Origin of the sequence: Arthrobacter sp. CDRTa11 (assembly GCF_026427775.1) — a bacterium.
Classification (GTDB): Bacteria; Actinomycetota; Actinomycetes; order Actinomycetales; family Micrococcaceae; genus Arthrobacter.
This window is the reverse complement of the sequence record NZ_CP044532.1, coordinates 877482-900553: the sequence shown is the minus strand read 5'-3', so window position 1 is coordinate 900553 and position 23072 is coordinate 877482. Positions and strand designations below refer to the sequence as shown.

General features: G+C 65.2%; 17 protein-coding genes and 2 tRNA genes. 13 read left to right on the top strand and 6 right to left on the bottom strand.

The features are described 5' to 3' along the window. Positions 1-312: 312 nt before the first annotated feature. Positions 313-2241 carry an FAD/NAD(P)-binding protein gene (locus F8G81_RS04215; protein ID WP_267277771.1) on the bottom strand — a complete coding sequence of 643 codons (1929 nt, stop codon included), beginning with the start codon at positions 2239-2241 and terminating at the stop codon, positions 313-315. Between the two features lie 74 nt (positions 2242-2315). On the opposite strand from F8G81_RS04215, the gene F8G81_RS04210 reads away from it, so the two are divergent. The 3 genes from F8G81_RS04210 (at position 2316) to F8G81_RS04200 (ending at position 6471) form a co-directional block, all read left to right on the top strand. Next, the gene (locus F8G81_RS04210) at positions 2316-4592 is read left to right on the top strand and encodes a prolyl oligopeptidase family serine peptidase (protein ID WP_267277770.1); all 2277 of its coding nucleotides are present in this window, start codon (positions 2316-2318) and stop codon (positions 4590-4592) included. A gap of 115 nt (positions 4593-4707) precedes the next feature. Further along, a tRNA-Ser gene (locus tag F8G81_RS04205) sits at positions 4708-4795 on the top strand. A gap of 194 nt (positions 4796-4989) precedes the next feature. Continuing rightward, the gene (locus F8G81_RS04200; protein WP_267277769.1) at positions 4990-6471 is read left to right on the top strand and encodes an MFS transporter; all 1482 of its coding nucleotides are present in this window, start codon (positions 4990-4992) and stop codon (positions 6469-6471) included. Here the strand turns inward: F8G81_RS04200 and F8G81_RS04195 are convergent. Then, positions 6395-8593, bottom strand: a complete 2199-nt coding sequence (locus tag F8G81_RS04195) for a RecQ family ATP-dependent DNA helicase (RefSeq protein WP_267277768.1) — start codon at positions 8591-8593, stop codon at positions 6395-6397. The two genes, F8G81_RS04200 and F8G81_RS04195, sit on opposite strands and share 77 nt — an antisense overlap. 160 nt (positions 8594-8753) lie before the next feature. Here F8G81_RS04195 and F8G81_RS04190 point away from each other — a divergent pair, with 160 nt between their 5' ends. The 4 genes from F8G81_RS04190 to F8G81_RS04175 all read left to right on the top strand — a co-directional run bounded on the left by F8G81_RS04190 (position 8754) and on the right by F8G81_RS04175 (position 12412). Then, entirely contained in the window at positions 8754-10172 is a 1419-nt protein-coding gene (locus tag F8G81_RS04190; protein ID WP_267277767.1) for a phosphomannomutase/phosphoglucomutase, read from the top strand. A gap of 4 nt (positions 10173-10176) precedes the next feature. Beyond that, positions 10177-10665: a hypothetical protein gene (locus tag F8G81_RS04185; protein WP_267277766.1), complete on the top strand. Its 489-nt coding sequence runs from the start codon at positions 10177-10179 to the stop codon at positions 10663-10665. 14 nt (positions 10666-10679) lie between these two features. After that, complete coding sequence (locus tag F8G81_RS04180) at positions 10680-11129, top strand: RrF2 family transcriptional regulator (RefSeq protein ID WP_267277765.1); 450 nt, start codon at positions 10680-10682, stop codon at positions 11127-11129. A 122-nt stretch (positions 11130-11251) separates the two neighbouring features. Continuing rightward, positions 11252-12412, top strand: a complete 1161-nt coding sequence (locus F8G81_RS04175) for a globin domain-containing protein (RefSeq protein ID WP_267277764.1) — start codon at positions 11252-11254, stop codon at positions 12410-12412. A 141-nt stretch (positions 12413-12553) separates the two neighbouring features. Here F8G81_RS04175 and F8G81_RS04170 read toward each other — a convergent pair whose 3' ends face one another. After that, positions 12554-14380 carry a phosphoenolpyruvate carboxykinase (GTP) gene (locus tag F8G81_RS04170; RefSeq protein WP_267279118.1) on the bottom strand — a complete coding sequence of 609 codons (1827 nt, stop codon included), beginning with the start codon at positions 14378-14380 and terminating at the stop codon, positions 12554-12556. Between the two features lie 275 nt (positions 14381-14655). Between F8G81_RS04170 and F8G81_RS04165 the strand changes: the two genes are divergently transcribed. The 5 genes from F8G81_RS04165 to F8G81_RS04145 all read left to right on the top strand — a co-directional run bounded on the left by F8G81_RS04165 (position 14656) and on the right by F8G81_RS04145 (position 19858). Continuing rightward, positions 14656-14729: transfer RNA gene (locus F8G81_RS04165), tRNA-Arg, on the top strand. A gap of 104 nt (positions 14730-14833) precedes the next feature. Further along, a complete protein-coding gene (locus tag F8G81_RS04160; RefSeq protein WP_267277763.1) occupies positions 14834-16279 on the top strand; it encodes a dihydrolipoyl dehydrogenase family protein in 1446 nt (481 codons plus the stop codon). A 152-nt stretch (positions 16280-16431) separates the two neighbouring features. Continuing rightward, positions 16432-17124 (top strand): ABC transporter ATP-binding protein, encoded by a 693-nt coding sequence (locus F8G81_RS04155; protein WP_267277762.1) that lies wholly within the window; start codon positions 16432-16434, stop codon positions 17122-17124. Next, positions 17121-19157, top strand: a complete 2037-nt coding sequence (locus tag F8G81_RS04150; protein WP_267277761.1) for a YhgE/Pip domain-containing protein — start codon at positions 17121-17123, stop codon at positions 19155-19157. Before F8G81_RS04155 ends, F8G81_RS04150 begins: the two co-directional genes overlap by 4 nt. Further along, positions 19154-19858 carry a TetR/AcrR family transcriptional regulator gene (locus tag F8G81_RS04145; RefSeq protein ID WP_267277760.1) on the top strand — a complete coding sequence of 235 codons (705 nt, stop codon included), beginning with the start codon at positions 19154-19156 and terminating at the stop codon, positions 19856-19858. The genes F8G81_RS04150 and F8G81_RS04145 overlap by 4 nt, the downstream gene beginning before the upstream one ends. A 196-nt stretch (positions 19859-20054) precedes the next feature. Here the strand turns inward: F8G81_RS04145 and F8G81_RS04140 are convergent, their stop codons facing one another. Together F8G81_RS04140 and F8G81_RS04135 are read right to left on the bottom strand one after the other, a co-directional pair. After that, positions 20055-20195 carry a hypothetical protein gene (locus tag F8G81_RS04140; protein ID WP_267277759.1) on the bottom strand — a complete coding sequence of 47 codons (141 nt, stop codon included), beginning with the start codon at positions 20193-20195 and terminating at the stop codon, positions 20055-20057. Between the two features lie 207 nt (positions 20196-20402). Further along, positions 20403-21440, bottom strand: a complete 1038-nt coding sequence (locus F8G81_RS04135; RefSeq protein WP_267277758.1) for an EamA family transporter — start codon at positions 21438-21440, stop codon at positions 20403-20405. Positions 21441-21513: 73 nt separating this feature from the next. Between F8G81_RS04135 and F8G81_RS04130 the strand changes: the two genes are divergently transcribed. Further along, positions 21514-22422 (top strand): LysR family transcriptional regulator, encoded by a 909-nt coding sequence (locus F8G81_RS04130; RefSeq protein ID WP_267277757.1) that lies wholly within the window; start codon positions 21514-21516, stop codon positions 22420-22422. Positions 22423-22445: 23 nt separating this feature from the next. Here F8G81_RS04130 and F8G81_RS04125 read toward each other — a convergent pair whose 3' ends face one another. Then, a complete protein-coding gene (locus tag F8G81_RS04125; protein WP_267277756.1) occupies positions 22446-22973 on the bottom strand; it encodes a SixA phosphatase family protein in 528 nt (175 codons plus the stop codon). Positions 22974-23072 lie beyond the last annotated feature (99 nt).

Sequence of the window (23072 nt, the reverse complement as noted above, 5' to 3'; positions counted from 1 at the left end):
GCAATGCGAAGAAACCGGAGTTAACCGGGCTGCATGCGGCGTCGCAGAAGGCAATGAGGACGCATTAATCAACACGGGGACATCTGCCTCAACGGGACGGAATGAGGGGTAAAGAAAGTTCCCTGCCGGCGGTATCCAGCGACGGCGGCCGAAGCGGTTATGACGTTTTCAGGACTCCCTGCTACGGCAGGTGACACACCCGGCGCCGTCGGCTGCCTCGCCTGGGCGGCGAAAAATTTCTTTCGGGCACTTTGACATGTCGGCAGTGGTGCCCAACGCCGGCAGGGGTGCACGTTTCCGGCGTGGAGCCGGTCAGACCCCCAGGATGGCGCGGGCGATTTCGTCGGCGTCCCGGAGGGTACGCTGACCGCTTGGGTAAGCGGGGCCGCCCGGCTGGAAAGCCTCCGCGGCAATGGCTGTGCCCCACTGGGAAGCCGAGAGCTGCAGGCCCAGGACGTAGAGCCCGGCGGTCACCGAACCGTTTGCCGCCAGCGGACGGTAGGGATGCGGGCTGACGTCGAGTCCCGTTGCTTCCACCGGAGCACCCTCAGCCGTCATCATCAGCCGTGGCCGGACCAGCCCGTCCGCCAGCAGCCGCTCCAGCAGCGGGGAGGCGCTGGCCGAGACCCGGTTCGCCGGCGCCAGGGCTTCAATCATGGTTTTTGCCGCAGCCGGCGGACCCGTCACCCACGGCGACGCGGCGGTGAACATCCCGTTCCGCCGGTCGATGCCGAACTTGGGATCGGGACCCACAAAGCTGACCACACCCGCGCGGGCCAGCGCTGCCAGTTGTTCGGACCGCAATGCGGGAGGTCCGCTGGCGAGCCCTTCCACAAACGACTCAAACCAGCCCCTCAGTCCGCCCACCCACGACTCGTCGGTGATCCCGCCGTCGGCCACTGCCGTTTTGAGCACAGCGCGGCCGCGATGCAGGGCTCCGATCGCCATTTTGACGGGGTCCTGCTCACCCAGCGCGGAGCGGCGGACATCATCGAGCAGGTACTCCACGACGGCGGCATCCAGCTCGCCCCGCGACGCGAACCGGTGGCCAGCCAACGGGGAGGCGAGGCCCAGGAGGTCCAGCCGGTGCCGTGGCCCGATATGGACGGCCAGCACACTCTCCACAGCTTCCTCCCAATTGGCCGCACTGTGGGCATGCGGCCGGAGCGCTTCCTCGAGCTCGGCAAGGAAACTGGCGGGATCCGCTGCCGCCCCCGGCTGCGAGCGCACCAGCGTGGAGTAGTAGGCCCAGAGGGTGTCCCGGTGCAGCAGCGGCCAGAGGTCATGATCAAAGCCCGGCCTGATCCCGGCGGCAGCAAAGCGTGCCAATGCCGCATCAGTCAGGTATCGGAGCTTGACGGACTCGGGGTAGTACCCCTCAAGGGCGGCTTTGGCCCGGTAGGGCGTGCCGCGGCGGGACGCGGCGATGATCAGCGGCTCCTGGCCGGACGGTTCATACGTCAGTACCGGTCCGGCGTCGATGAATTTTCCACCCCGGGCCTCCGTCAGCTGCACCATGGCGTCAAAAAAGTTCAGGCCCATGCCGCGAACCAGGACGGGCTCGCCTGGGGGGACCTCCTGCCAGTCCACGTCCGCAGGTACGGCGGGCGGCAGGTACCGCAGGCCAAGCCGGTCAGCTGAGGCCAGCAGCTCCCGCTGTTCGGCGTTGAGCCGGGACGGGATATGGCCCAGGGCCAAGACCACGGAGTCCGCGGTGAGTGAAGCGCCGTTCGCCAGGCCGACGTCGAACGTTTCCTTGCCTGACCGGCGCACAGTTGAAGCTGACGTTTCATGGAATGTGACGGTGACGCCGTCGGGCAGCTGGCTTGTCAGTTCCTCCAGCGTGCTGCGGAGGTAGCGTCCATACAGGGCGCGGCTCGGAAAGTCCCGGGACGTGAGCGCGGCGAGTTCGGCCTTTTCCTCGGCTGTGAGGGAGGGCAGCGGATGGTGCTGCTGGCGGTTTCGCCACTGGTCAAAAGTAGTGCCGCTGATGGCGGGGGCCAGCTGGGGATCCTCGGGAATGACCGTGGGGTAGAAGGACTGCGTGTTCATCAGGTACAGGCGCGACTGGCCGGGCTGCCAGACGTGCCCGGGGCCTGCCGGATAGGGATCGACCATGTCGATGTGGAGGGGCGCGGCTCCGCCGTGGGCGGCACGGTGGGCGAGCAGGCGTTCCAGCACGCTGGTACCCCGGGGGCCGGCGCCGATGATGGCTGTCCGGATGCTCTGCGATTTACCCACGGCATCCAGAGTATCGGCATGTGTCTTGCCCGCTTGACTTGCTTGCGGCGCTTAGATGTTGTTTGGATGGGCGCATGACCACCACTGCAGCTGTTCCACCGCCCGCGCCGGGTGCCCCCGTTCCTTCTGCACTTTCCGGCACAGCCCCTGAACCCACCGACGAGAATGTCTGGCTTGAGGAAATTTACGGTGAGCAGCAGCTGGACTGGGTCCGGGAGCAGAACGCCCGCACGGAGGATCTGCTGGAAGACGCCGACTATGCGGCATTGGAGGGCGGCATCCTGGAGGTGCTGGACTCCACGGACAGGATCGCCATGGTGGGCAAGCGCGGCGACTGGTACTACAACTTTTGGAAGGACCAGGAGAACCCGAAAGGACTGTGGCGCCGCACCACCTGGGATAGCTACCAGACGGAGAACCCCGAGTGGGATGTCCTGTTGGATGTGGATGCGCTGGCCGCTGCCGAGGGCGAGGAATGGGTCTTCCATGGAGCAACTTTCCTGCGACCGGCTGCCGGCGAACCGCACCGGCTGGCGCTCGTGGCGCTCTCCCCCGACGGCGGCGACGCAAACCGCTACCGCGAGTTCGACGTCGAAACCCGCCGTTTTGTTGACCCGGCTGACGGCGGCTTTGACCTCCCGACGGCGAAGGGCAACATTTCGTGGCTGGATGCCGATACGCTGCTGGTCGCCTCCACAGCCGGGGACCTGCCGCGGACAGCATCCTCCTACCCCCGGACCGCGGTGACGCTGCGGCGGGGCGAAGCCCTCGGTTCCGCAGCGCTGCTCTTTGACGTGGCCGAGAACCACATGATGGCGGCGGTGGCGCACGACTCCACGCCGGGCTTCAAGCGCACGTTCGCCGTGGACTACATTGACTTCTTCAACCGCAGCACGTTCTTCCGGCAGGACGGATCCTGGGTTGAAATCGACGCCCCCACCGACGTGAACCTGAGCGCCCACCGGGAGTGGCTGCTCTTCCGGCCCCAAGGTGACTGGGCGGTTGGCGGGACTACCTACCCGGCAGGTTCGCTGCTGGCCGCCAGGTTTGAGGATTACCTCGCCGGAGCCCGGGATCTGTCTGTGCTCTTTACCCCGGACGCGCACACGTCCCTGCAGTCGTGGAGCTGGACCCGGAACTTCCTGCTGCTGAACCTGCTGCGGGACGTGTCTTCCGAGATCCGGGTGCTTGATCCGTCCCGGCCTGGAGCCGACGGCGAGGGCGCCTGGGCCTCCTCGCTGCTGGATGCCTGCCCTCCGCTGCACGACGTGAACGCCTACGCCGTGGATGACGAGGACGAAAGCCACACCGACGGCGGCGCCGGAGACGATTTCTGGCTGGTGGCCACCGGGTTCACCACCCCCAGCACGCTGATGCGCGGAACGCTTGAGCGGCGGGCCGTACCCGCAGGCGCAGACGGAACCGCAGACGCGTCCGGTACCGCATCGGTGGTGAGCAATCATGCGGCGGTCAAGGCGTCGCCGTCGTTCTTTGACGACGAAAAGTACGAGGTCCAGCAGCACTTCGCCGTCTCGGCCGACGGCACCAGGGTCCCGTACTTCCAGGTGGCCTCCCGGGATCTTGTCCTAGACGGCCAGAACCCAACACAGCTTTCCGGCTACGGAGGCTTCGAGATCTCCCGCACCCCCGCCTACAGCGGCTCGGTGGGCAGGGCCTGGCTGGAACGGCGCACAGCGCAGGCCGCCGGGCCCGATAATGCGGAGTCCTACTCCCGTGGCGGCGTCTACGTGGTGGCAAACATCCGCGGCGGCGGCGAATACGGACCGGCCTGGCACCGCGCGGCCCTGAAGGAAAACAGGCACCGGGCCTACGAGGACTTCGCGGCAGTGGCGCGGCACCTCATCTCCCGCGGGGTGACCTCGCGGGAGCGGCTTGGCTGCGTCGGCGGGTCCAACGGCGGCTTGCTGGTGGGAAACATGCTCACCAGCTACCCGGAGCTTTTTGGCGCCGTGTCCTGCGGCGTCCCCCTGCTTGATATGCGCCGCTACACCAAGCTGTCGGCGGGGCACTCGTGGATCGCCGAGTACGGTGACCCGGACGTGCCCGAGGAATGGGAGTTCATACGGACTTTCTCGCCGTACCATCTGCTCAGGGACGGGGTGGAATATCCGGAAACGTTCATCTGGACCGCAACCTCGGACGACAGGGTTGGCCCGGTCCAGGCCAGAAAAATGGCTGCCCGGATGCAGGCCATGGGCATCCCGAACGTCTGGTACCACGAGGCGCTCGAGGGAGGCCATGCGGGGGCATCGGACAACCGGCAGGCGGCCGCGCTGCAGGCCCGCAGCCAGCACTTCCTGTGGCGGACCCTTGCCGGCGGTTCGGCATAAGGGTGGGGCTTGAGGTGCGGCGCTCCCTCCCGGCGGACGCCGAACGGCTTGCCATCAGCCGTTTTGCGCTGGGTGCCTCATTCTGCGTATCCTTGGTGGGCTAGGAATAGCAATTGGAGACGTGCCAGAGCGGCCGAATGGGCTTCACTGCTAATGAAGTGTGGGGCACAACTCCACCGGGGGTTCAAATCCCCCCGTCTCCGCGTTTGGCCCCGGTCCCTGGACCGGGGCCTTTTGCGTATCCCGGGACCTTCGTATCAGCCGACCCAACTGGGTAGCGCTAACTGCCGTTATGGGCGCTCAAAAGGGCAGTTAGCGCTACCCAGTTGGGGGAACGGCGCGTCCGGGGTGCGGACACGACAGGCCCGCACCGTACCCGCGGTGGCAGGATAAATGGATGGCAGCAAGCAATCCGGTGGAGACGACTCCAGGCAGCAGCCAGGCGTGGAATCCGCGTTTGGCGCTGCTGGTGGCTGCCACGTTCTTTATGGAGTTCCTCGACGGCACAGTCCTTACCACCGCCATTCCGAGTATCGCCGGAGACTTTTCGGTGCCGGCCGCCGACGTCAACATCACCATGACGGCCTACCTCATGACAGTTGCCATGGGGATTCCCCTGAGTGGCTGGCTTGCGGAACGGCTCGGCGCCCGGCGGGTGTTTTGCCTGGCTATTGCCATCTTCACCGTTGCATCGCTCCTGTGTGCCCTGAGCCAGGACCTGACCATGCTGACGCTCAGCCGTGTCCTGCAGGGGGCAGGCGGGGCGATGATGGTTCCTGTGGGCACTCTGGTTGTGCTGCGTGGGACCCCCAAGTCCGAGCTCCTGCGGGCTACAGCCTTCCTGGTCTGGCCTGGTCTCCTTGCTCCGGTGCTGGCCCCCTTGGTAGGCGGAGCCCTGACGACCTACCTCTCCTGGCATTGGATCTTCCTGATCAACCTGCCGCTGGGGCTCGCGGCCTTTATCGCTGCTTTGAGGCTGGTTCCCGCCGGGGCGAGCGACAGCAGGCGGCGGCTTGACTGGCTGGGCCTGCTGCTGACGACTTCCGGAGTAGGTGCCCTGGTGGTGGGCCTGGAGTTGGCTGCAGGCCATCCTGACGGTCCCTGGGCTGCGCTCACCGCAGCGGCCGGAGTGGCCGCGCTCGCAGGTGCAGCCCTGTGGATGAGGCGGACCAGCAACCCGCTTTTTGACCTCAACGTGTTTCGGACCCGCACGTTCCGGGCCATGGCCACCGGCGGGTTTGTTTACCGTCTGACCATTGGGTCGGTGCCTTTCCTCCTGCCACTGATGTTCCAGGCAGGCTTTGGCTGGACGCCGTTGCACGCCGGCATCATGGTGGCGGCGGTGTTTGTCGGCAACATAGGAATCAAACCTACCACCACACTGCTGATCAGGCGCTTCGGTTTCAAGGTGATGCTGGTCTTTGCTTCGTTTGCTTCAGCAGCGACCTTCGCCTTATGCGCCCTGCTCACCCCGGACACTCCCGAAGCGCTGGTGTTTGCCCTTCTGGTCTGCAGCGGCGCTTTCCGTTCCATAGGTTTCTCGGCTTATGCCTCCGTGCAGTACGCGGACATCGTTCCAGCGCAGCTCACCTCGGCCAACGCAGTCTCGGCTACCCTGGTGCAGCTGGCCACCGGCGCAGGCATCGCCGTTGCCGCCTTGCTGATCCGACTTTTCGAAGGTGCCGGGGCGTTCCCGCAGGACGCTGCCGGGCCGTTCCGCGGGGCCTTCCTGACCATGGCCGTTTTGATGCTTTTCAGCACGGCGGACAGCCTCACCCTGCAGCGGCACGCCGGCGCTGAGGTCAGCCGGCCTGGCCAAGCACCAGCGGAAGGACAGCCCCCGCCCCCGCCTGCCGCAGGGCGCGTCCGGCCACGGTAACCGTCCAGCGGCTGTCCACGAGGTCGTCGATCAGCATCACGCTCTGGCCCTGAAGCGAAGCCAGGGCGGCCTCCAGCTCCGGGCCCACCACCAGCCGGTCCCAGACTCCTGCCAGCCGGTAGGCGCTGTTGCCGCCGCGCCCGCCGGTAGGCCCGCCATGACCCAGCTGCAGTTCACCGAGGTAGGGCATCCGGCCGATCTCCGAAATACCCTGCGCCAGGGTCCTGACCAGCTCAGGTTTGCTGCGTGACGGAAGGCTGACGATTGCTGCCGGCCGGCCAGCGCCGCTCCATCCCGGATTGCGTCCATCGCCGGTTCCCCATTCACGCAATACCTGCACGCACGCCTGCAGCATGCCGGGATCAATGGGCCGGTCCGGGGCGCCGGCCGCAAAAACTTCGCGGAGTGCCCCGCCCCAGCCGAGATCGGTCAGCCGCGCAAGGACCCGGCCGTCCGCCAGGCTTTCATGGGGCTTGATTTTCCCTTTGACCGGGACACCCAGTCGGTCCATGCCGCTGGGCCACTGCAGCCGCGCCTCCAGGACCCCGCCCGCACGGCTGAGGGTCTGGCCGGCTGCTGCTGTTGCGTCTGCGGCGATCTCAGCCTGAAACCATCGGCCCGCGCAGTTGTCGCACCGGCCGCAGGGGTGAGCTGTTTCATCGTCCAGGACCGACGTGATGAACTCCATCCGGCACCCGGCAGTGTCCTGGTAGATCACCATTGAATCCTGCTCATCCACCCGGGCCTCGGCGATCCGGCGGTAACGCTCGGCGTCGTAGAACCAGGGCCGGCCAGTTGACCGCCATCCCCCGCCCACACGTTCAACGGCGCCATCGACGGCCAGGACCTTGAGCAGCAGTTCCAGCGGTGTGCGCCGGAGGTCAACGCGCGCCTCCAGTGCCACGGTGGAAACGGCCGCCCCGGCCTCGGCGAGGGCCGTCAGGACAGCAGTGGCCTTCTCCTCGGAAGGCATCGAAGCAGTGGCGAAGTACTGCCAGATATCGCGGTCCTCGGAACCCGGCAGCAGCAGGACATCCGCGTTGGCCGCACCACGGCCTGCGCGCCCAACCTGCTGGTAGTAGGCCACGGGGGAAGACGGCGCACCCAGGTGGACCACAAAGCCCAGGTCAGGCTTGTCAAAGCCCATCCCCAGGGCCGAGGTGGCCACGAGCGCCTTGACCTGGTTGTCCTTGAGCAGCTGTTCCGCCCGCTCCCTGTCGGCAGGATCCGTCCTGCCGGTGTATGAGAGAACCTTGTGACCGGCTTCCGCAAGCAGCCGGGCGGTGTCTTCCGCCGCCGAAACTGTCAGCGTGTAGATGATGCCGCTGCCGGGAAGGTCAGCGAGGTGGGTCAGGAGCCAGGCAAGGCGCTCCCGTGAATTGGGAAGCGCGAGGACGCCCAGCCTCAACGAATCCCGGCCCAGGGCGCCGCGGATGGTCAGGACGCCTGCACCCAGCTGGTCCTCGATATCGTGGACCACGCGTGAGTTCGCCGTGGCAGTGGTGGCCAGCACCGGGACTGTCTCCGGAAGCTGCGTGATCAGGTCTGCAATCCGGCGGTAGTCCGGCCGGAAATCATGGCCCCAGTCGGAGATACAGTGTGCTTCGTCGATGACCAGCAGGCCTGTGCGCCGGATCAGCTCCGGCAACTGGTTCTCACGGAACGAGGGGTTGGTGAGCCTCTCCGGCGACACCAGGAGGACGTCCACTTCATCGGCGGCGAGCTGTTCCCGGACGGTGTCCCACTCCAGCTGGTTCGCCGAGTTGATGGCAACTGCCCGTACCCCGGCCCGGGCCGCCGCGGCCACCTGGTCCCGCATCAGTGCGAGCAGCGGCGACACGATCAGCGTTGGGCCGGCACCCCGGCGCCTGAGGAGCAGGGACGCCACAAAGTAGACGGCCGACTTGCCCCAGCCGGTGCGCTGGACCACCAATGCCCGCCGCCCGCCGTCGACCAGTGCTTCAATCGCCTCAAACTGTCCGTCATGGAATTCAGCCGACGGGTGGCCCACGAGTTCACGCAGGACCTCAAGTGCCTGGAGCCGGGTTGGAGAAGCTGAAGAGGCAGGGGCAAGCGGAGGAGCTACGGCGGAAAGAAGGGCGGCGTTCTGGTTATCGACCATTGATTCAGTATCCCAGCCACCACCGACAGCCAGAAGCAGGAGTGTCCCTATGTGGAAAGCCACGCCCCGCTCGAGCAGACCAAAGGCCAGACCCTGGCGCGATCAGGGACAGCACTATCCCTCAACAGGCGGCACCGCGCTTCAACGTAAGATAAGACCCGTGACTAGCGAACAGACAAAGACTTTTGACCTCTCGGCTTCCTTCAAGGCGTACGACGTCCGGGGCATCGTGGGCGATTCCATCACGGCAGAAATCGTCGAAGCAGTTGGCGCCGCGTTCGTAGACGTCCTTCAGCTTGAGGGCCAGACCGTCCTGGTGGGCGGGGACATGCGCCCCTCATCCCCTGAGTTCAGCAAGGCATTCGCCGACGGCGCCGCCACCCGCGGCGCAAACGTCCAGCTCCTGGACCTGATCTCCACCGATGAGCTCTACTTTGCCTGCGGGTCCCTCAATGCGGCCGGGGCAACGTTCACCGCAAGCCACAACCCGGCTGAGTACAACGGCATCAAGATGTCCAAACCCGGCGCCCAGCCCATCTCGTCCGAATCCGGGCTCAAGGAGATCCAGGCCCTCGCCGAGCAGTACCTCAACACCGGATCCATTCCTGCCGCTCCCACCCGCGGACTGATCGGTGTACACGATGTCCTGAAGGACTACGCGGAGTACCTCCGCCAGCTGGTGGACCTCTCCGGCTCCCGCCCCCTTAAGGTGGTGGTCGACGCCGGCAACGGCATGGCCGGCCTCACCACACCCGCAGTCCTGGGCGACGCCCTGCTGCCCAAGCTACCGTTTGAGATCATCCCGCTGTACTTCGAACTGGACGGGTCCTTCCCCAACCACCCGGCCAACCCGCTGGAACCGGAGAACCTCCGCGACCTGCAGGCCGCTGTCATTGAACACGGCGCTGACATCGGCCTGGCCTTCGACGGCGATGCAGACCGCTGCTTTGTCATCGACGAAAAGGGCGAACCGGTATCGCCGTCGGCCATTACCGGCATGGTCGCCCGCCGTGAAATCGCCCGCGCCCAGGCGCAGGGCGAGGCAAACCCCACCATCATCCACAACCTCCTCACCTCCCGCGCGGTGCCGGAACTGGTGGAGCACGACGGCGGCCGTGCCGTCCGTACGCGGGTTGGCCACTCCTTCATCAAGGCAGTCATGGCGGAGGAAGGGGCGGTGTTCGGCGGCGAGCATTCGGCGCACTTCTACTTCCGCGACTTCTGGAACGCCGACACGGGAATGCTGGCGGCAATGCACGTCCTCGCCGCGCTCGGTGAGCAGGATGGGCCACTGTCGGAACTCGGCCGCGAGTACGAACCCTACGTTTCCTCCGGGGAAATCAACTCGGAAATCGAGGACAAGACCGCTGCAGTTGAGCGCGTGCGGGCAGACTTTTCCAGTGAAGACATCACCATCGACACCATGGACGGCAGCACCTTCACCGCCAACGACGGCAGCTACTGGTTCAACCTGCGCCCCTCCAACACGGAGCCGTTCCTGCGCCTGAACGCCGAAGCAACTGACCGGGCAACCATGGAACGCGTGCGGGACCGCGTCCTGTCACTTGTCCGGGGCTGAATCGGTGGCTGACCATACCGGCGGCAGTGCCGGCCCAAATTCCTCCTGGCGGGAGTCGGTTCCCGATGCGACTGCCTCCGACCTGGAGAATCTGCTGGGAACCGGGGTGGGCGCCGCCCAGGAGCAGCTCCAGCGCAACGGTGGTTTCCTGCCGTTTGCCCTGGTGGTGGAGAACGACGGCGAGGTCCGGCTCGTGGCCGTCTCGCCGGCCGACCCCGCAGAAGGCTCCGGCGCCGACTTCGATGCCGACACGATGATCGGCGACATTACCGAGCTCCTCCGCCAAAACCGCGCGGATTTCCGGGCCACGGCAGTGGTCTGCGACATCCTCCTGGTCGAAGACGAATCGGACGCCATCCACGTGGCCGCGGAACACCGAGACGGGTCCGTCTTTGCGGCCGTCCTCCCGTACGCCGCCAACCCAGCAACCCGCGAGTGGGAATTCGGCCAGCTGTCCGCTGACACCAACGAGCCCACCGTCTGGGTGGACTAGACCGCCGCCCCGCCATGAGAATTAACGCCTTCGCAGATGTGAGCCTCCGGGCACTGATGGTGCTGGCGGCCGCCCCTGAGGGCAGCCTCCTCACCACCCAGAACATCGCCAACGCTGTGGCCACGCCTTACAACCACGTCAGCAAGGCAATGGCCAAGCTCCGCGGCCTGGGACTGATCGAGGTAGAGCGGGGCAGGACAGGCGGCGCCAGGCTCAGCGCTGCAGGACGGCTGGCAACCGTAGGCCAGATCCTGCGGGCGCTCAATACACGGACGGACGCCGCCGACTGCATAGCTCCATCCGGAGACTGCCCCCTGATCCATGAATGCAACCTGAGGAGGGCACTGGCCCGGGCCCGCGAGGCGTTTTACCGCGAACTTGATGACGTGGTGGTCTCGGAGCTCCCCAATTCCGCTCAGATGACTCCTGTATTCGAGATGATCGGACTGCGCCCAGGAATTTAGCGTCGCCGGATTTGCTTACATTTTCTACAAGGAGTAGAACTTAAGGCAGGAAAACTTGTATTTCGAATACAGGTTTTCTCCACGATCGGGCGAAGGTCCGGTCCCCTATCTCAGGAGTACACATGCTCTCGGACAAGTCCCGCCCCGTTATTGAGGCAACCCTGCCGCTCGTCGGTTCCCGGATCGGCGCCATCACGCCAAACTTCTACTCCCGGCTTTTCGCCGCCCACCCGGAGCTGCTGGACGGCCTGTTCAGCCGCTCGAACCAGCGCTCCGGCAACCAGCAGCAGGCCCTCGCCGGAAGCATCGCCGCCTTCGCCACCCACCTTGTCAACAATCCCGGAACCCTGCCTGAGACAGTGCTCTCCCGCATCGCCCATCGCCACGCTTCGCTGGGGATCACCGAGCCGCAGTACCAGGTGGTGTACGAACACCTCTTCGCTGCCATCGCGGAGGACCTGGCCGAAGTCATCACTCCCGAAATCGCGGAAGCCTGGACCGAGGTGTACTGGCTTATGGCCGATGCGCTGATCAAAATCGAGAAAGGGCTGTACTCCATTCAGGCCAACGGCAGGATGTGGACGCCGTGGCGGGTTGCCGCGAAGACCCCGGCCGGCACCGGCGCCATGACCATTACCCTGGAACCCTCTGACGAAACCCCCATAACGCCTGCCCTGCCCGGACAGTACGTCAGCGTCAAGGTCCAGCTCCCTGATGGCCTGCGCCAGGTCCGGCAGTACTCACTCTCCGGCGGTGCGGGCACCAGCAGGACCTTCACCACAAAGCTGGACGACGACGGGGAGGTATCCCCCGTACTGCACAACTCCGTGAAGATCGGGGACGTACTGCAAATCTCCAACCCCTATGGCGAGATCACCCTCAAGGAAGGCGACGGCCCGGTTGTCCTGGCTTCGGCCGGCATCGGCTGCACCCCCACGGCCTCCATCCTCAGATCCCTTGCCGAGTCAGGGTCGGACCGTGAGATCCTCGTACTTCACGCGGAAAGCACCCTGGACAACTGGGCGCTGCGCGGCCAGATGACGGACGACGTCGACCGCCTGGACGGCGCGGAACTAAAGCTCTGGCTCGAAGAGCCTGCCGCAGGGTCTTACGAGGGGTTTATGTCCCTGCGGGAGGTGGACCTGCCTGCAGATGCATCCCTCTATCTCTGCGGGCCGCTGCCCTTCATGAAGAGCATCCGCAACGAGGCCATCAACGCGGGCATACCCGCGACCAGGATCCACTACGAGGTCTTCGGCCCCGACATCTGGCTGGCCTCCTAGCAGACGCCCGAATGGACACTTAAGCCCCGGGGCTTAAGTGTCCGTTCGGGCAAGTACGACGACGGCCCCGCACCTTTGTTGAAAAGGTGCGGGGCCGCCGTCGTTCTAACAAGGGACTCCGCCGCCGAGGGAAGCGGTGGACTAGCCCAGGCGGGACTTCAGGCCGGCCAGCTCGGTCTGCAATGCTTCGGGAAGCGAGTCACCGAAGTTGGCGAACCATTCTTCGATGGAAGCCAGTTCCGTTTCCCATTCGGCCGGGTCGACGCGGACAGCTTCCTCAACCTGCGCTGGAGTCATGTCCAGGCCTTCGAGATCGATGGAGTCACCGGTGGGGACGAATCCGATGGGGGTCTCCACGGCGTCGGCCTTGCCTTCGAGCCGCTCGATGGCCCACTTGAGGACGCGTGCGTTGTCGCCGAAGCCAGGCCAGGCGAAGCCGCCCTCCGAGTTGCGGCGGAACCAGTTGACCAGGAAAATCTTGGGCAGGCGCTCCGGATTGGCCTTGGCGGACAGGTTCACCCAGTGGTTCAGGTAATCCCCTGCGTCGTAGCCGATGAACGGGAGCATGGCCATGGGGTCGCGGCGGACAACACCAACCGCGCCCGCTGCCGCAGCAGTGGTCTCGGAAGACAGCGTGGAGCCCATGAAGATGCCGTTGGACCAGCTGCGTGCTTCGGTAACCAGCGGGATGGTGGTCTTCCGGCGGCCGCCGAACAGGATGGCGGACAGCTCAACGCCGTCCGGGCTGTTGTACTCCTCGGCCAGCATGTCGATCTGGTCGATCGGCGTGCAGAAGCGGGAGTTCGGGTGTGCGGCCGGCTTGTCCGAATCCGCGGTCCAGGAGTTGCCCTGCCAGTCGGTGAGGTGCGCGGGCACTTCCTCGGTCATGCCCTCCCACCACACGCCGCCGTCGTCCGTCAGTGCAACGTTGGTGAAGATGCTGTTGCCCTTGGCGATGGCGCGCATGGCGTTGGGGTTGGTGCCCCAGCCGGTGCCCGGTGCCACGCCGAAGAGACCGGCTTCGGGGTTGACTGCCCGGAGTTCGCCTTCCTTTCCGAAGCGCATCCAGGTGATGTCGTCTCCGAGGGTCTCAACCTTCCAGCCCTGGATGGTGGGGTCAAGCAGGGCCAGGTTGGTCTTGCCGCAGGCGGAGGGGAAGGCAGCGGAGACGTAGTAGGTCTTCTGCTCGGGGGACGTGAGCTTCAGGATGAGCATGTGCTCGGCCAGCCAGCCCTCGTCGCGGGCCATGACGGAGGCGATCCGCAGGGCATAGCACTTCTTTCCCAGCAGGGCGTTGCCGCCGTAGCCTGAGCCGAAGGACCAGATGGAGCGCTCTTCGGGGAAGTGGACAATCCATTTGTCCGGGTTGCACGGCCACGGCACGTCAGCCTGCCCGGCTTCGAGCGGTGCACCCAGGGAGTGCAGGGCCGGAACAAAGAAGGCGTCTGTTTCGGTAATGCGGTTGAGCACATCGGTACCGATGCGGGCCATGATCCGCATAGAGGCAACAACGTAAGCGCTGTCCGTGATCTCCACGCCGAACTTGGGATCCTCGGCATCAAGGTGGCCCATAACGAAAGGAATGACGTACATGGTGCGGCCGCGCATGGAACCTGCGAAGAGGGAGCGCAGCTTTTCCTTCATGGTGGCCGGGGCCATCCAGTTGTTGGTGAAGCCGGCGTCGCGTTCGTTCTCGGAGCAAATGAAGGTCTGCTCTTCGACGCGTGCCACGTCTGCTGGATCGGAGAACGCGGCAAAGGAGTTGGGGAAGAGCTCCTGGTTCAAGCGGGTCAGGGTTCCCGCTTCAACGAGCTCATCAGTGAGGCGTGTATTTTCCTCTTCGGATCCATCAACCCAGTGGATACGGTCCGGCTGCGTAAGCTCAGCAACCTCTTCGACCCATGCCAGCAAAGCAGCATGTGTGGTGGGTGCTTTCTCAAGCAGCGGCTTCTGCGCCAGATCGCCCATTGCGGTTCCCTTCCTCGGGGTCATCGGTGTGTCCTAAATGTTATTGGCCGGGGCGCGTCGGTTTTTGGCTCTGAAGGTGCAGGTCAGCGCCTTTTACTAGTCAATTCCGCGTAGATTCAATAAAACTCCATTGAAATGCCCTCGTTTAAGTGATGAAGGTCACCTAGACCGGTCTAGTCGGCTACATTACATGCGTTTCGATTTGGCACTCCGGGCCACCCTCGCGTAAAGTAATTCGAGGTTCGGGGAGAGAGATACTCCGCGAAACACAATATGCGCCCATAGCTCAGCTGGATAGAGCGTCTGTCTACGGAACAGAAGGCCGGGGGTTCGAATCCCTCTGGGCGCACAGAAAAGGTCCGCAACGGTACGCCGCTGCGGACCTTTGAGTTTAAGCCCCGCAGGACCAGAGAAGCCCGTGGCCGCCCACAGTCCGCGGCGTAGGCTATTCCCATGACGCCTGAGTTCCTGAACAAGGAATGTGATGTCGTAGTGATCGGCGCGGGGGCAGCCGGCGAAACCGTGGCCCGTCGGGTGGCCCAGGGCGGACTGAGAGCTGTCCTGGTGGAAGCACAACTGGCAGGGGGCGAATCCGCCTACTGGGCATGCCTGCCGTCCAAAGCCCTGCTCCGCTCCGGCACTGCACTCCATGCTGCACAGACGGTACCCGGGGCGGAGGAAGCCGTGACCCGCACACTCAATGCGGAGGCAGTGCTTCGACGCCGGAACCACCTGACCTCCAACTGGCAGGACCACACGCATGCGACGTGGTTGAGCGAAGCCGGGATCGAACTGATCCGCGGCCGGGGACGGCTCACGGGCCCTCGCACAGTGGAGGCCGACGGCCTGGACGGTAACTCCTACCGGTTCACGGCCCGCCACGCCGTTGTCCTGGCAACAGGCTCGATCCCCAACATTCCATCCATCGACGGTCTGGCTGGGCTCAAGGTTTGGGGCACACGCGAAGCAACGTCCACCCAGGAGATTCCGCAGCGGCTGGCAGTTCTTGGTGGCGGGATGTCCGGCACCGAACTGTCCCAGGCGTTCGCCAGGCTGGGCTCCAGGGTGACCCTCGTAGCCCGGAGCGCCCTGCTGGGAAATTTTCCGGAGGAGGCTGCAAACCTCGTAACAGCCGGCCTGCGCGCAGATGGCGTCGAAATCCACCTCGGCACCACTGCCAAAAACATCAGTGACAACGGGGACGGGAGCTACACCTTGGCTCTCAGCGATGGAGCGAGTATCACCGCGGACAGGGTCCTGCTGGCGATGGGCAGGCGGCCCGCCGTGGAAGGGCTCGGCTTGGAAACCCTGGGACTTGACGCCGCGGAGGGCAGGATGAGCCTCATCACGGAAGCCTCCGGATTGGTCCAGGGAACCAAGGAACCTGACCCGTGGCTATATGCCGTCGGTGACGCAGCCGGGACCGCCATGTACACCCATCAGGGCAAATACGCGGCCCGGGTAACCAGCAACGCCATTCTGGCCAGAGCCAATGGTGCCGCTCCGGGCGCGGAGACCTGGGGCCAGGCTCCAACGTTGGACCTCCATGCAGCGCCAAGGGTTCTTTTCACCGATCCCGAAGTTGCCACAGTGGGCCGGAGCGTCGAGCAGGCTGCAGCTGACGGCCACAACGCTTCCAGCGTGGAACTGCCCATCCAGGTGGCCGGATCCTCCCTTCATTCGGAGCACTATGACGGCTGGGCGCAACTGGTGGTGGATGAGGACCGCAACGTGCTTCTGGGAGCCACCTTCGCGGGACCGGATGTTGCCGAGTTGCTGCACGCTGCCACCATCGCCGTGGTGGGGGAGTTACCCCTGGACCGGTTGTGGCACGCAGTGCCGGCCTATCCCACAGTCAGCGAAGTATGGCTTCAGCTCCTCGAGAAGTACGGCCTCTGATTCGCCGAACGAGCACTTAACCCGCTCCAAGGGCCGCAAGTGTCCGTTCGCCCGCTGCCAGGGCCGCAAGTGCCCGTCCGCCCTCCACTATTTGAACTGACCGGTCAGTTCGATTAGGGTGAAAGGGAGACGTCCCCTGCGAAAGGCCCTTTTTGCTCTCCGTACAGCAGCTCCACGTGAAAGGACGGCGGACCGATCTGCTTCCGCCCACCTCACTGCAGGCCAAACGGGGTGAATTGCTCCTGGTTGCCGGTGACCGGCAGGACCAGCGGACGGCACTGGCCCTGACACTCAGCGGCCGCATGAAACCGACCGGCGGACGCATTGCCTGGGACGGCACCCGGCCCATCAAAGAGCTCCGGCTTGCCAGCGCCCTGGTGGACTCCCCCGGTGTGAACGAACCGGAACAGCACCTCAGCGTCCGGGACCTGGTCACGGAGGACCTGGCGCTGATCCCCCGCCGCTACCGCGGAGCACTCCTCAGTAAGCCTTGGCTGAAGGTAAACAGCTTCGAGGACATCGCGGATCTGTGGACCGAGCAGCTGCCGCCCGGCCGGCGAATGGAACTCCTCACTGCCCTTGCCCTGGCCAACCCGCATACCGACCTCCTGGTGGTGGACTCCCCGGACCGGCACAGTGCTGATCCTGCGGACTGGCTCCCCCGCCTTGAGCAGTTGGCTGACGACGGCGGCCGCCCACTCGCCGTCGTAGCCACCGTCACTGCCCTGCCGCCGCTCTGGCGGGGACCTGCGGCGGTCATCGGCAACTCAATCCATCACCCCCAGGGCACACCAGCTCTGGCGAAAGTTATTGAACTCCGACTCGAAACTGAGGACGCAAAGTGACTGTGCTGCGGCTGGCCCGCTCCGAACTCAAGCGGATGACCGGCGGGCTGCTGCCCAAGCTGACCATCCTGGCACTGGTGATGGTGCCGCTGCTCTACGGGGCCGTTTACCTCTACGCCAACTGGGATCCTTACGGCAACCTGGACCGGATTGATGCCGCCCTGGTGGTGGAGGACACGGGTGCTGTAACCAGTGACGGCACCGAACTTCAGGCCGGCGAAAAGGTGGCCGACAGCCTGGTGGAAGGCAACGTCTTCAACTGGAAATCCGTTGCCAGCGCCGACGAGGCCGATCAGGGGGTGAGCAGCGGAAAGTACGCCTTTGCCCTGAAGATCCCGCAGGACTTCTCCACCAACCTGGTGTCGCCCGGCAGCTTCGATTCAGCGAGCCAGGCCATGCTGGATGTCACTACCAACGACGCCAACAACTACCTCCTCAGCACCATCGTGGACAAGCTCACCACTGCCGTCCACAACACCGTGGCCAAAGACGTGGGCGAAGAGACCGCCAACCAGCTGCTCACCGGCTTTGGCACCATCCACGCCCAAATGCTCAAGGCCGCCGACGGCGCCGGGCAGCTCGCCGACGGCGTGGCCACCCTGCGTGACGGGACGGTCACCCTGCACCAAGGCAGCACCGCGCTCAACGGCGGAGCCGGCGAACTGTATGCAGGGCAACTCAAACTGCGCGACGGCGCCAACCAGCTCACCGACGGCGCCGGGCAGCTGAGCAGCGGGCTGTCCGTGTTGAAGGACAAGACCGCCACCCTGCCCAGCGACTCACAGACACTGGCCAACGGCGCGGCCCAGGTGGCGGCAGGCAACGCCCAGCTGAACACCAAGGTCCAGGACATCGCAGCCCAGCTTGATGCGGCCGACCTGGGCCTCCGCGCCCGTGTGATTGAGTCCAACAGCCGGCTGGTTGCGTCAGAGGTCATCACCCAGGTGCAGGCTGACAAGATCCTGGCCGACTTCGACGCCACCGCCGCCTCCAGCCCGGTGACTGCCGCCAAAACCAAAATCCAGGCCGACGCTGCGCAGGTGCAGCAACTCGCTGACGGTTCCGAGGCAGTCAGCGTCGGGGCAGCGCAGCTCGCGGCGGCTACGCCCGCGCTCAAAGACGCGGTAGCGCAGGCCTCCAGCGGCGCTGACCAGCTCCATACAGGGTCCGCCACGCTTGCCACCGGACAGCAGGCTGCCGTGGACGGCGCTGGCCAGCTGGCGGACGGGGCAACCAAGCTCGACGCCGGTGCGGGCCAGTTGGAGACCGGCGCGGGAACGGCCGCGGACGGCTCCCGGACCCTGGCGGACGAAATCGCCAAGGGCGCCGGGCAGGTACCCAACCCGGACGATTCGCAGAAAAGCAGCCTCTCCGAAGTGATTGCCGATCCCGTGGCGGTAAGCAATGTTTCGCAGGCGAAGGCCGACTCCTACGGCGCCGGACTCGCCCCGTTCTTCCTGACCCTGGCGCTGTGGATCGGAGTCTTTATGCTGATCCAGGCCATGCGGCCCATGACACAGCGGGCTCTGGCATCGAACGCACCGGCGTGGAAAATCGCCGTCGGAGGCTGGCTTCCCTTCCTTGCCGTATCAGTGGTCCAGGCCAGCCTGCTGACGCTGGTGGTGAACGTTGGTCTGGGACTCAACCCGGCGCATCCGGTCCTGATGTGGCTCTTTATGCTGGCAGCGGCCATGGCGTTCAGTGCCATCATCCAGGGCATCGTTGCCCTGCTGGGATCCCCCGGCAAGCTGGTGGTGCTCATCCTGCTGGTCCTGCAGCTGGTCTCCTCCGGCGGCACTTTCCCCTGGCAGACCACCCCTGAGCCGCTGCACGTGGTGCACGAGGTCCTGCCCATGGGATACGTGGTGACGGGCATGCGGCACCTGATCTATGGGGCCGATCTGTCCATGATTGTGCCTACGGTCCTGGGACTTCTGGGCTACACAATATTGGGCGCTGGACTGTCCACGCTGGCGGTCCGTAAACACAGGTTCTGGACGCTCAAAACGCTTAAGCCCGAGATCGCCATATGAGCACCAGGCCACCGGAGCCACATGAACCACCGGCGGAAGCGCATGGGGAGCCGTCAGGGCCGGCCGCGAAGAAGCTTCGCCCGGAACGGACCGGCGCCACCCGGCAGAGGCTCTTCGACGCGTCGATGGAACTCATCGGCCAGCGCGGTGCGGCCGGGGTGACAGTGGACGAGATCGCCGCAGCAGCGGGTGTGTCCAAGGGAACCATCTACTACAACTTCGGCAGCAAGTCCCATCTCATCGCCCAGTTGCTGCGGCATGGCGTCGATATTCTGAAGGACCGTCTCCTCGATGCGGGCAACGTGGACGCCGGAGGCACTGCGGGGAACGGTGCCGTCACGCCCGAGGTGGATCCGTTGCTGTCCATGGAGGCGATGATTGGCCAGGCCATGGATTTTATGGATGATTACCCCTCCTTCGCGAGGTTGTGGGTGAGCGAAAATTGGCGCACGCCCAGTGAATGGCAGGATACCTTTGCCGTACTCAGGGGCGAATTGCTGGAGGTCATTGGCGCCGCGGTGGGGAGAGTCGCCGCCGCTCAGCCCGTCGATGAGCGGATCTCCCGAGGGAGCCTGGAGACGGCAATTTTTGGGGCCTGCTTTGTGGTGGGGCTGGACCGCCAGACCTACAATCCGGAACGGACCCGTGACCAAAGTGTTGCAGCAATAATGGCGATAATGCGCGGCTACGTCCTGAAGTAGCTGGCCTCTCGGGGATGATTGAGCACATGCGTCACATGGGGAACAGCGGAAAGCTCGCGATCATCACGGCTGTGGTGGCTCTTCTCATGCTGGTCCTGACAGCACTCACGCTGGAAGAGCCGGTGATGTTCACCTTCCTCGCGCTGGTGGCCCTGGCGTACGTTGCCGCTCTTTTTGAGGTCCTGTCCCGGCGCCGCTACGCTGTTGCCGCCGCCACCGGCGTGGGAACCAGCCTGACAATCGCGTTTGCACTTGCCTTCATCAGCACGTGGGAACTGGCCTTCGCCGGCCAGCCGTCGTTCTTCGGCACACCCCTTCCCACCGGGGATCCGGACAACTACTTTTTCCTGTCTGCCGCCTCGTCGTTGTCCACCCTGCTGGTCCTGTTCGCCGGCGCCGCCTGGCCATCCCGAAAGCGGATGCCAGCCAGGACACCTGCGTCGCCGAGGCGTCCCGCCACAGCCGCACGTCGCCCCGCTGCCCGGCCCCGCAGCCAAAGCGCACCGGGCCAACGCACCAGTCAGAGTACGGCTCAGCGCGTAAGTCAGGGGGCGTCTGCTTCCCGAACTCCCACACCACGGGTTCCGGCTGGGGCGGCCAAGCGGCCCTCGTCGTCAGCATCATCGGTGCGCAAAGCGGCCCCCGCGGGTGCATCAAAGCCCAAACCCGCGCCCAAACCTGGCAGCAAGGCAGCACCCCGGCGCTGAGTCCTGCTGCCCGTTCCGGTGAGCACCGCCGTCGCGACGCCACCCAGCAGGAGCAGGCCGCCGGCCAGTTCGGCAGGAGAGGGCACCTCAGCCAGGGCCAGCCAGGCGGCGCTCATTCCCACCACCGGAACCAGGAGGGTGAAGGGCACCACGGCGGACGACGGGTAAGTCGCCAACAGCCTGTTCCAGATCCCGTAGCCAACCAGCGACGCGAAGACTGCCGTGTACAGCGCGCTCAGGAGGGTGGCCGGCTGCAGGTCCACCAATGTTCCGGCGACGGCGGCCGGTCCGTCGATGATCAGCGAAAGACCGGCAAGGGGAAGCGGCACTACAGCCCCGGACCACACCACCAGCCCCAGTCCTGACGCAGCCCTGGCTTTGCGGACGATGATGTTGCCGGCCGCCCAGGACAGCGCAGCTGCCAGCACAATGATCAACGGCAGCACAGGTGCCACCGCACTGCGGCCCACTGCCACGACGGCAAGTCCCGCCACGCCCAGCACAACTCCGGCCATCTGGCGGGCGGTGGGCCGTTCACCAAGGAACCCCGCGGCCAGGAGGACTGTCAGCAGCACCTGGGCCTGCAGTACCAGCGACGCGAGGCCCGCCGGCATGCCCAGCGCCATGGCCAGGTAGAGGAGGCCGAACTGCCCCGCACTCATAAAGAGCCCGACGCCGATGATCACCTTCCAGCTGACGTCCGGCTTTCGGATGAAGAAGATCCAAGGGAAAACCACGAGCACGAATCGCATGGCGACGAACAACAGCGGCGGAACCTCGCGGCCGTTGGCGTGCAGGCCGAAGTCGATGGCGACGAAATTCAGGCCCCAAAGGACGGCGACCAGGGCGGCAAGCAAGGAATGGCGGAGGTTCACGCTTCTTACCTTCACAGAAAGCCGGATGAAGCACCAGCGTTGATTTCTACCGCTGACCATGTACCTTTACTTCATGATTGACATTGGTACTTTGCGGGCGCTGACAGCCATTGAGCAGCACGGGTCCGTTATTGCCGCCTCGGAAGTCCTGGGCTTTAGCCCTTCGGCAGTCTCCCAGCAGGTTAAGAAGCTGGAGAAACAGACAGGCTTCGCGGTACTCGAGCGCCGCGGGCGGGGTGTGCTGTTGACCGAGCGCGGGCTTACCCTCGCTGCCTACGGGCGCAGGATCCTTGCCGAACTGGAAGAACTGCAGTCCACCCTGCTTGCGGATCCCGCCAAGCCAACGGGTCACCTGAGGGTGGTGTCCTTTTCCACCGCCTGCCGCGGGCTGGTGGGACCCATGCTGGGGAAGCTGGCCGCTTCAGGAAGCGAACTGGACGTCAGCGTATTGGCGGAGGACCCGCGGGAGGCGGTGGCCCGGGTGGCCAACGGAGAGGCGGATCTGGGCGTGGTGCACAACTGGAACTCCGTCCCCCTGGTCATCCCTGAACACATGAGCCTGGAGTGGCTGTGCGAGGACATCGCGGACCTCCTGGTGCATCAAAGCCATCCTCTGGCCGGACGGAAGGCAGTGGAACCCGCGGATCTTGTTGACGAGCGCTGGATCAGCACCCCGCATGGCGCAATCTGCAATGAGGCACTGCTCAGGATCTTCGCGGACCTGGGCCGGGTGCCCGACATCCGGGTCTATGATCCGGACTTTGCGACCCACCTTGCCCTGGTGGAGCAGGCGGCCGTGGTGGCGCTGGTCCCCCGGCTTGGCCGGCCCGCCCTTCCCCCCGGCGTGGTGTCAGTACCCGTCATCAAGCCCCTCCAGGTCCGCCAGGTGGGTTTGGTGCACCGCAGGACCATGACAGCCAGCCCTGGCATCCGCCACGTCGCTGCACTGTTGAAGGAGATCGCCGCCGCCCCAACCAGCTAGCGGGTTGGAGCGGTCTGCACTGGCTAGTGGGCGCGCGGAACCTTGAACTTGGTAAGCCGCGCGTCCTGCCCGTCCAGTTCCGCCCAGGATTTTTCGGTTTCCAGGACAGTCAGCGCGCTGGTGGGAAACCTGGTGGCCGCGTCCATGTAGGCGTCGTGGTTGGAATCACGCGAGGCCAGGTGCATGGCGAGGTCCTGGACCCCGGGCATGTGGGAGATCAGCATCAGGGTGGTCACGGTATCCGGCACGTGGTTGACCACCGTGAGCATGCGCAGCGCGGAGGCACCATACAGCCCGCCCTCCAGTTTCGGCGTCGGGGCCTTGTCCCCCAGCTCCGAGCACACCCAGGTGCAGGTTTGGCGGGTCCGGAGTGCACTGGAGCACAGGATGAAATCCGGCACTATCCCATGCTTGACGAGCCATTTTCCGGCAAGGGGCGCTTCACGGTGGCCGCGTTCTTCCAGCGGCCGGTCGTGATCCGCCACCCCGCCGGGCCAGTCCGCCTTGGCATGCCGCATGATCACCAGTCGCCTGATGTGGTGCTCGCTCATGCCCCCAAGCCTAGCCCGCCAGATATACCCAAAGCCGCGGAGGCACATGCCCGGAGAGCCCGAACGCGCAAAAGCGGCTACTACGGGGCGGTGCAGCGC

What these genes read in the sequence shown, in the direction of transcription:
- F8G81_RS04210 (WP_267277770.1), top strand. Translation starts at nt 2,316, where the DNA reads ATGACCACCACTGCAGCTGTTCCACCGCCCGCGCCGGGTGCCCCCGTT.
- F8G81_RS04200 (WP_267277769.1), top strand. Translation starts at nt 4,990, where the DNA reads ATGGCAGCAAGCAATCCGGTGGAGACGACTCCAGGCAGCAGCCAGGCG.
- F8G81_RS04195 (WP_267277768.1), bottom strand. Translation starts at nt 8,593, where the DNA reads ATGGTCGATAACCAGAACGCCGCCCTTCTTTCCGCCGTAGCTCCTCCG.
- F8G81_RS04180 (WP_267277765.1), top strand. Translation starts at nt 10,680, where the DNA reads ATGAGAATTAACGCCTTCGCAGATGTGAGCCTCCGGGCACTGATGGTG.
- F8G81_RS04175 (WP_267277764.1), top strand. Translation starts at nt 11,252, where the DNA reads ATGCTCTCGGACAAGTCCCGCCCCGTTATTGAGGCAACCCTGCCGCTC.
- F8G81_RS04170 (WP_267279118.1), bottom strand. Translation starts at nt 14,380, where the DNA reads ATGGGCGATCTGGCGCAGAAGCCGCTGCTTGAGAAAGCACCCACCACA.
- F8G81_RS04160 (WP_267277763.1), top strand. Translation starts at nt 14,834, where the DNA reads ATGACGCCTGAGTTCCTGAACAAGGAATGTGATGTCGTAGTGATCGGC.
- F8G81_RS04145 (WP_267277760.1), top strand. Translation starts at nt 19,154, where the DNA reads ATGAGCACCAGGCCACCGGAGCCACATGAACCACCGGCGGAAGCGCAT.
- F8G81_RS04130 (WP_267277757.1), top strand. Translation starts at nt 21,514, where the DNA reads ATGATTGACATTGGTACTTTGCGGGCGCTGACAGCCATTGAGCAGCAC.
- F8G81_RS04125 (WP_267277756.1), bottom strand. Translation starts at nt 22,973, where the DNA reads ATGAGCGAGCACCACATCAGGCGACTGGTGATCATGCGGCATGCCAAG.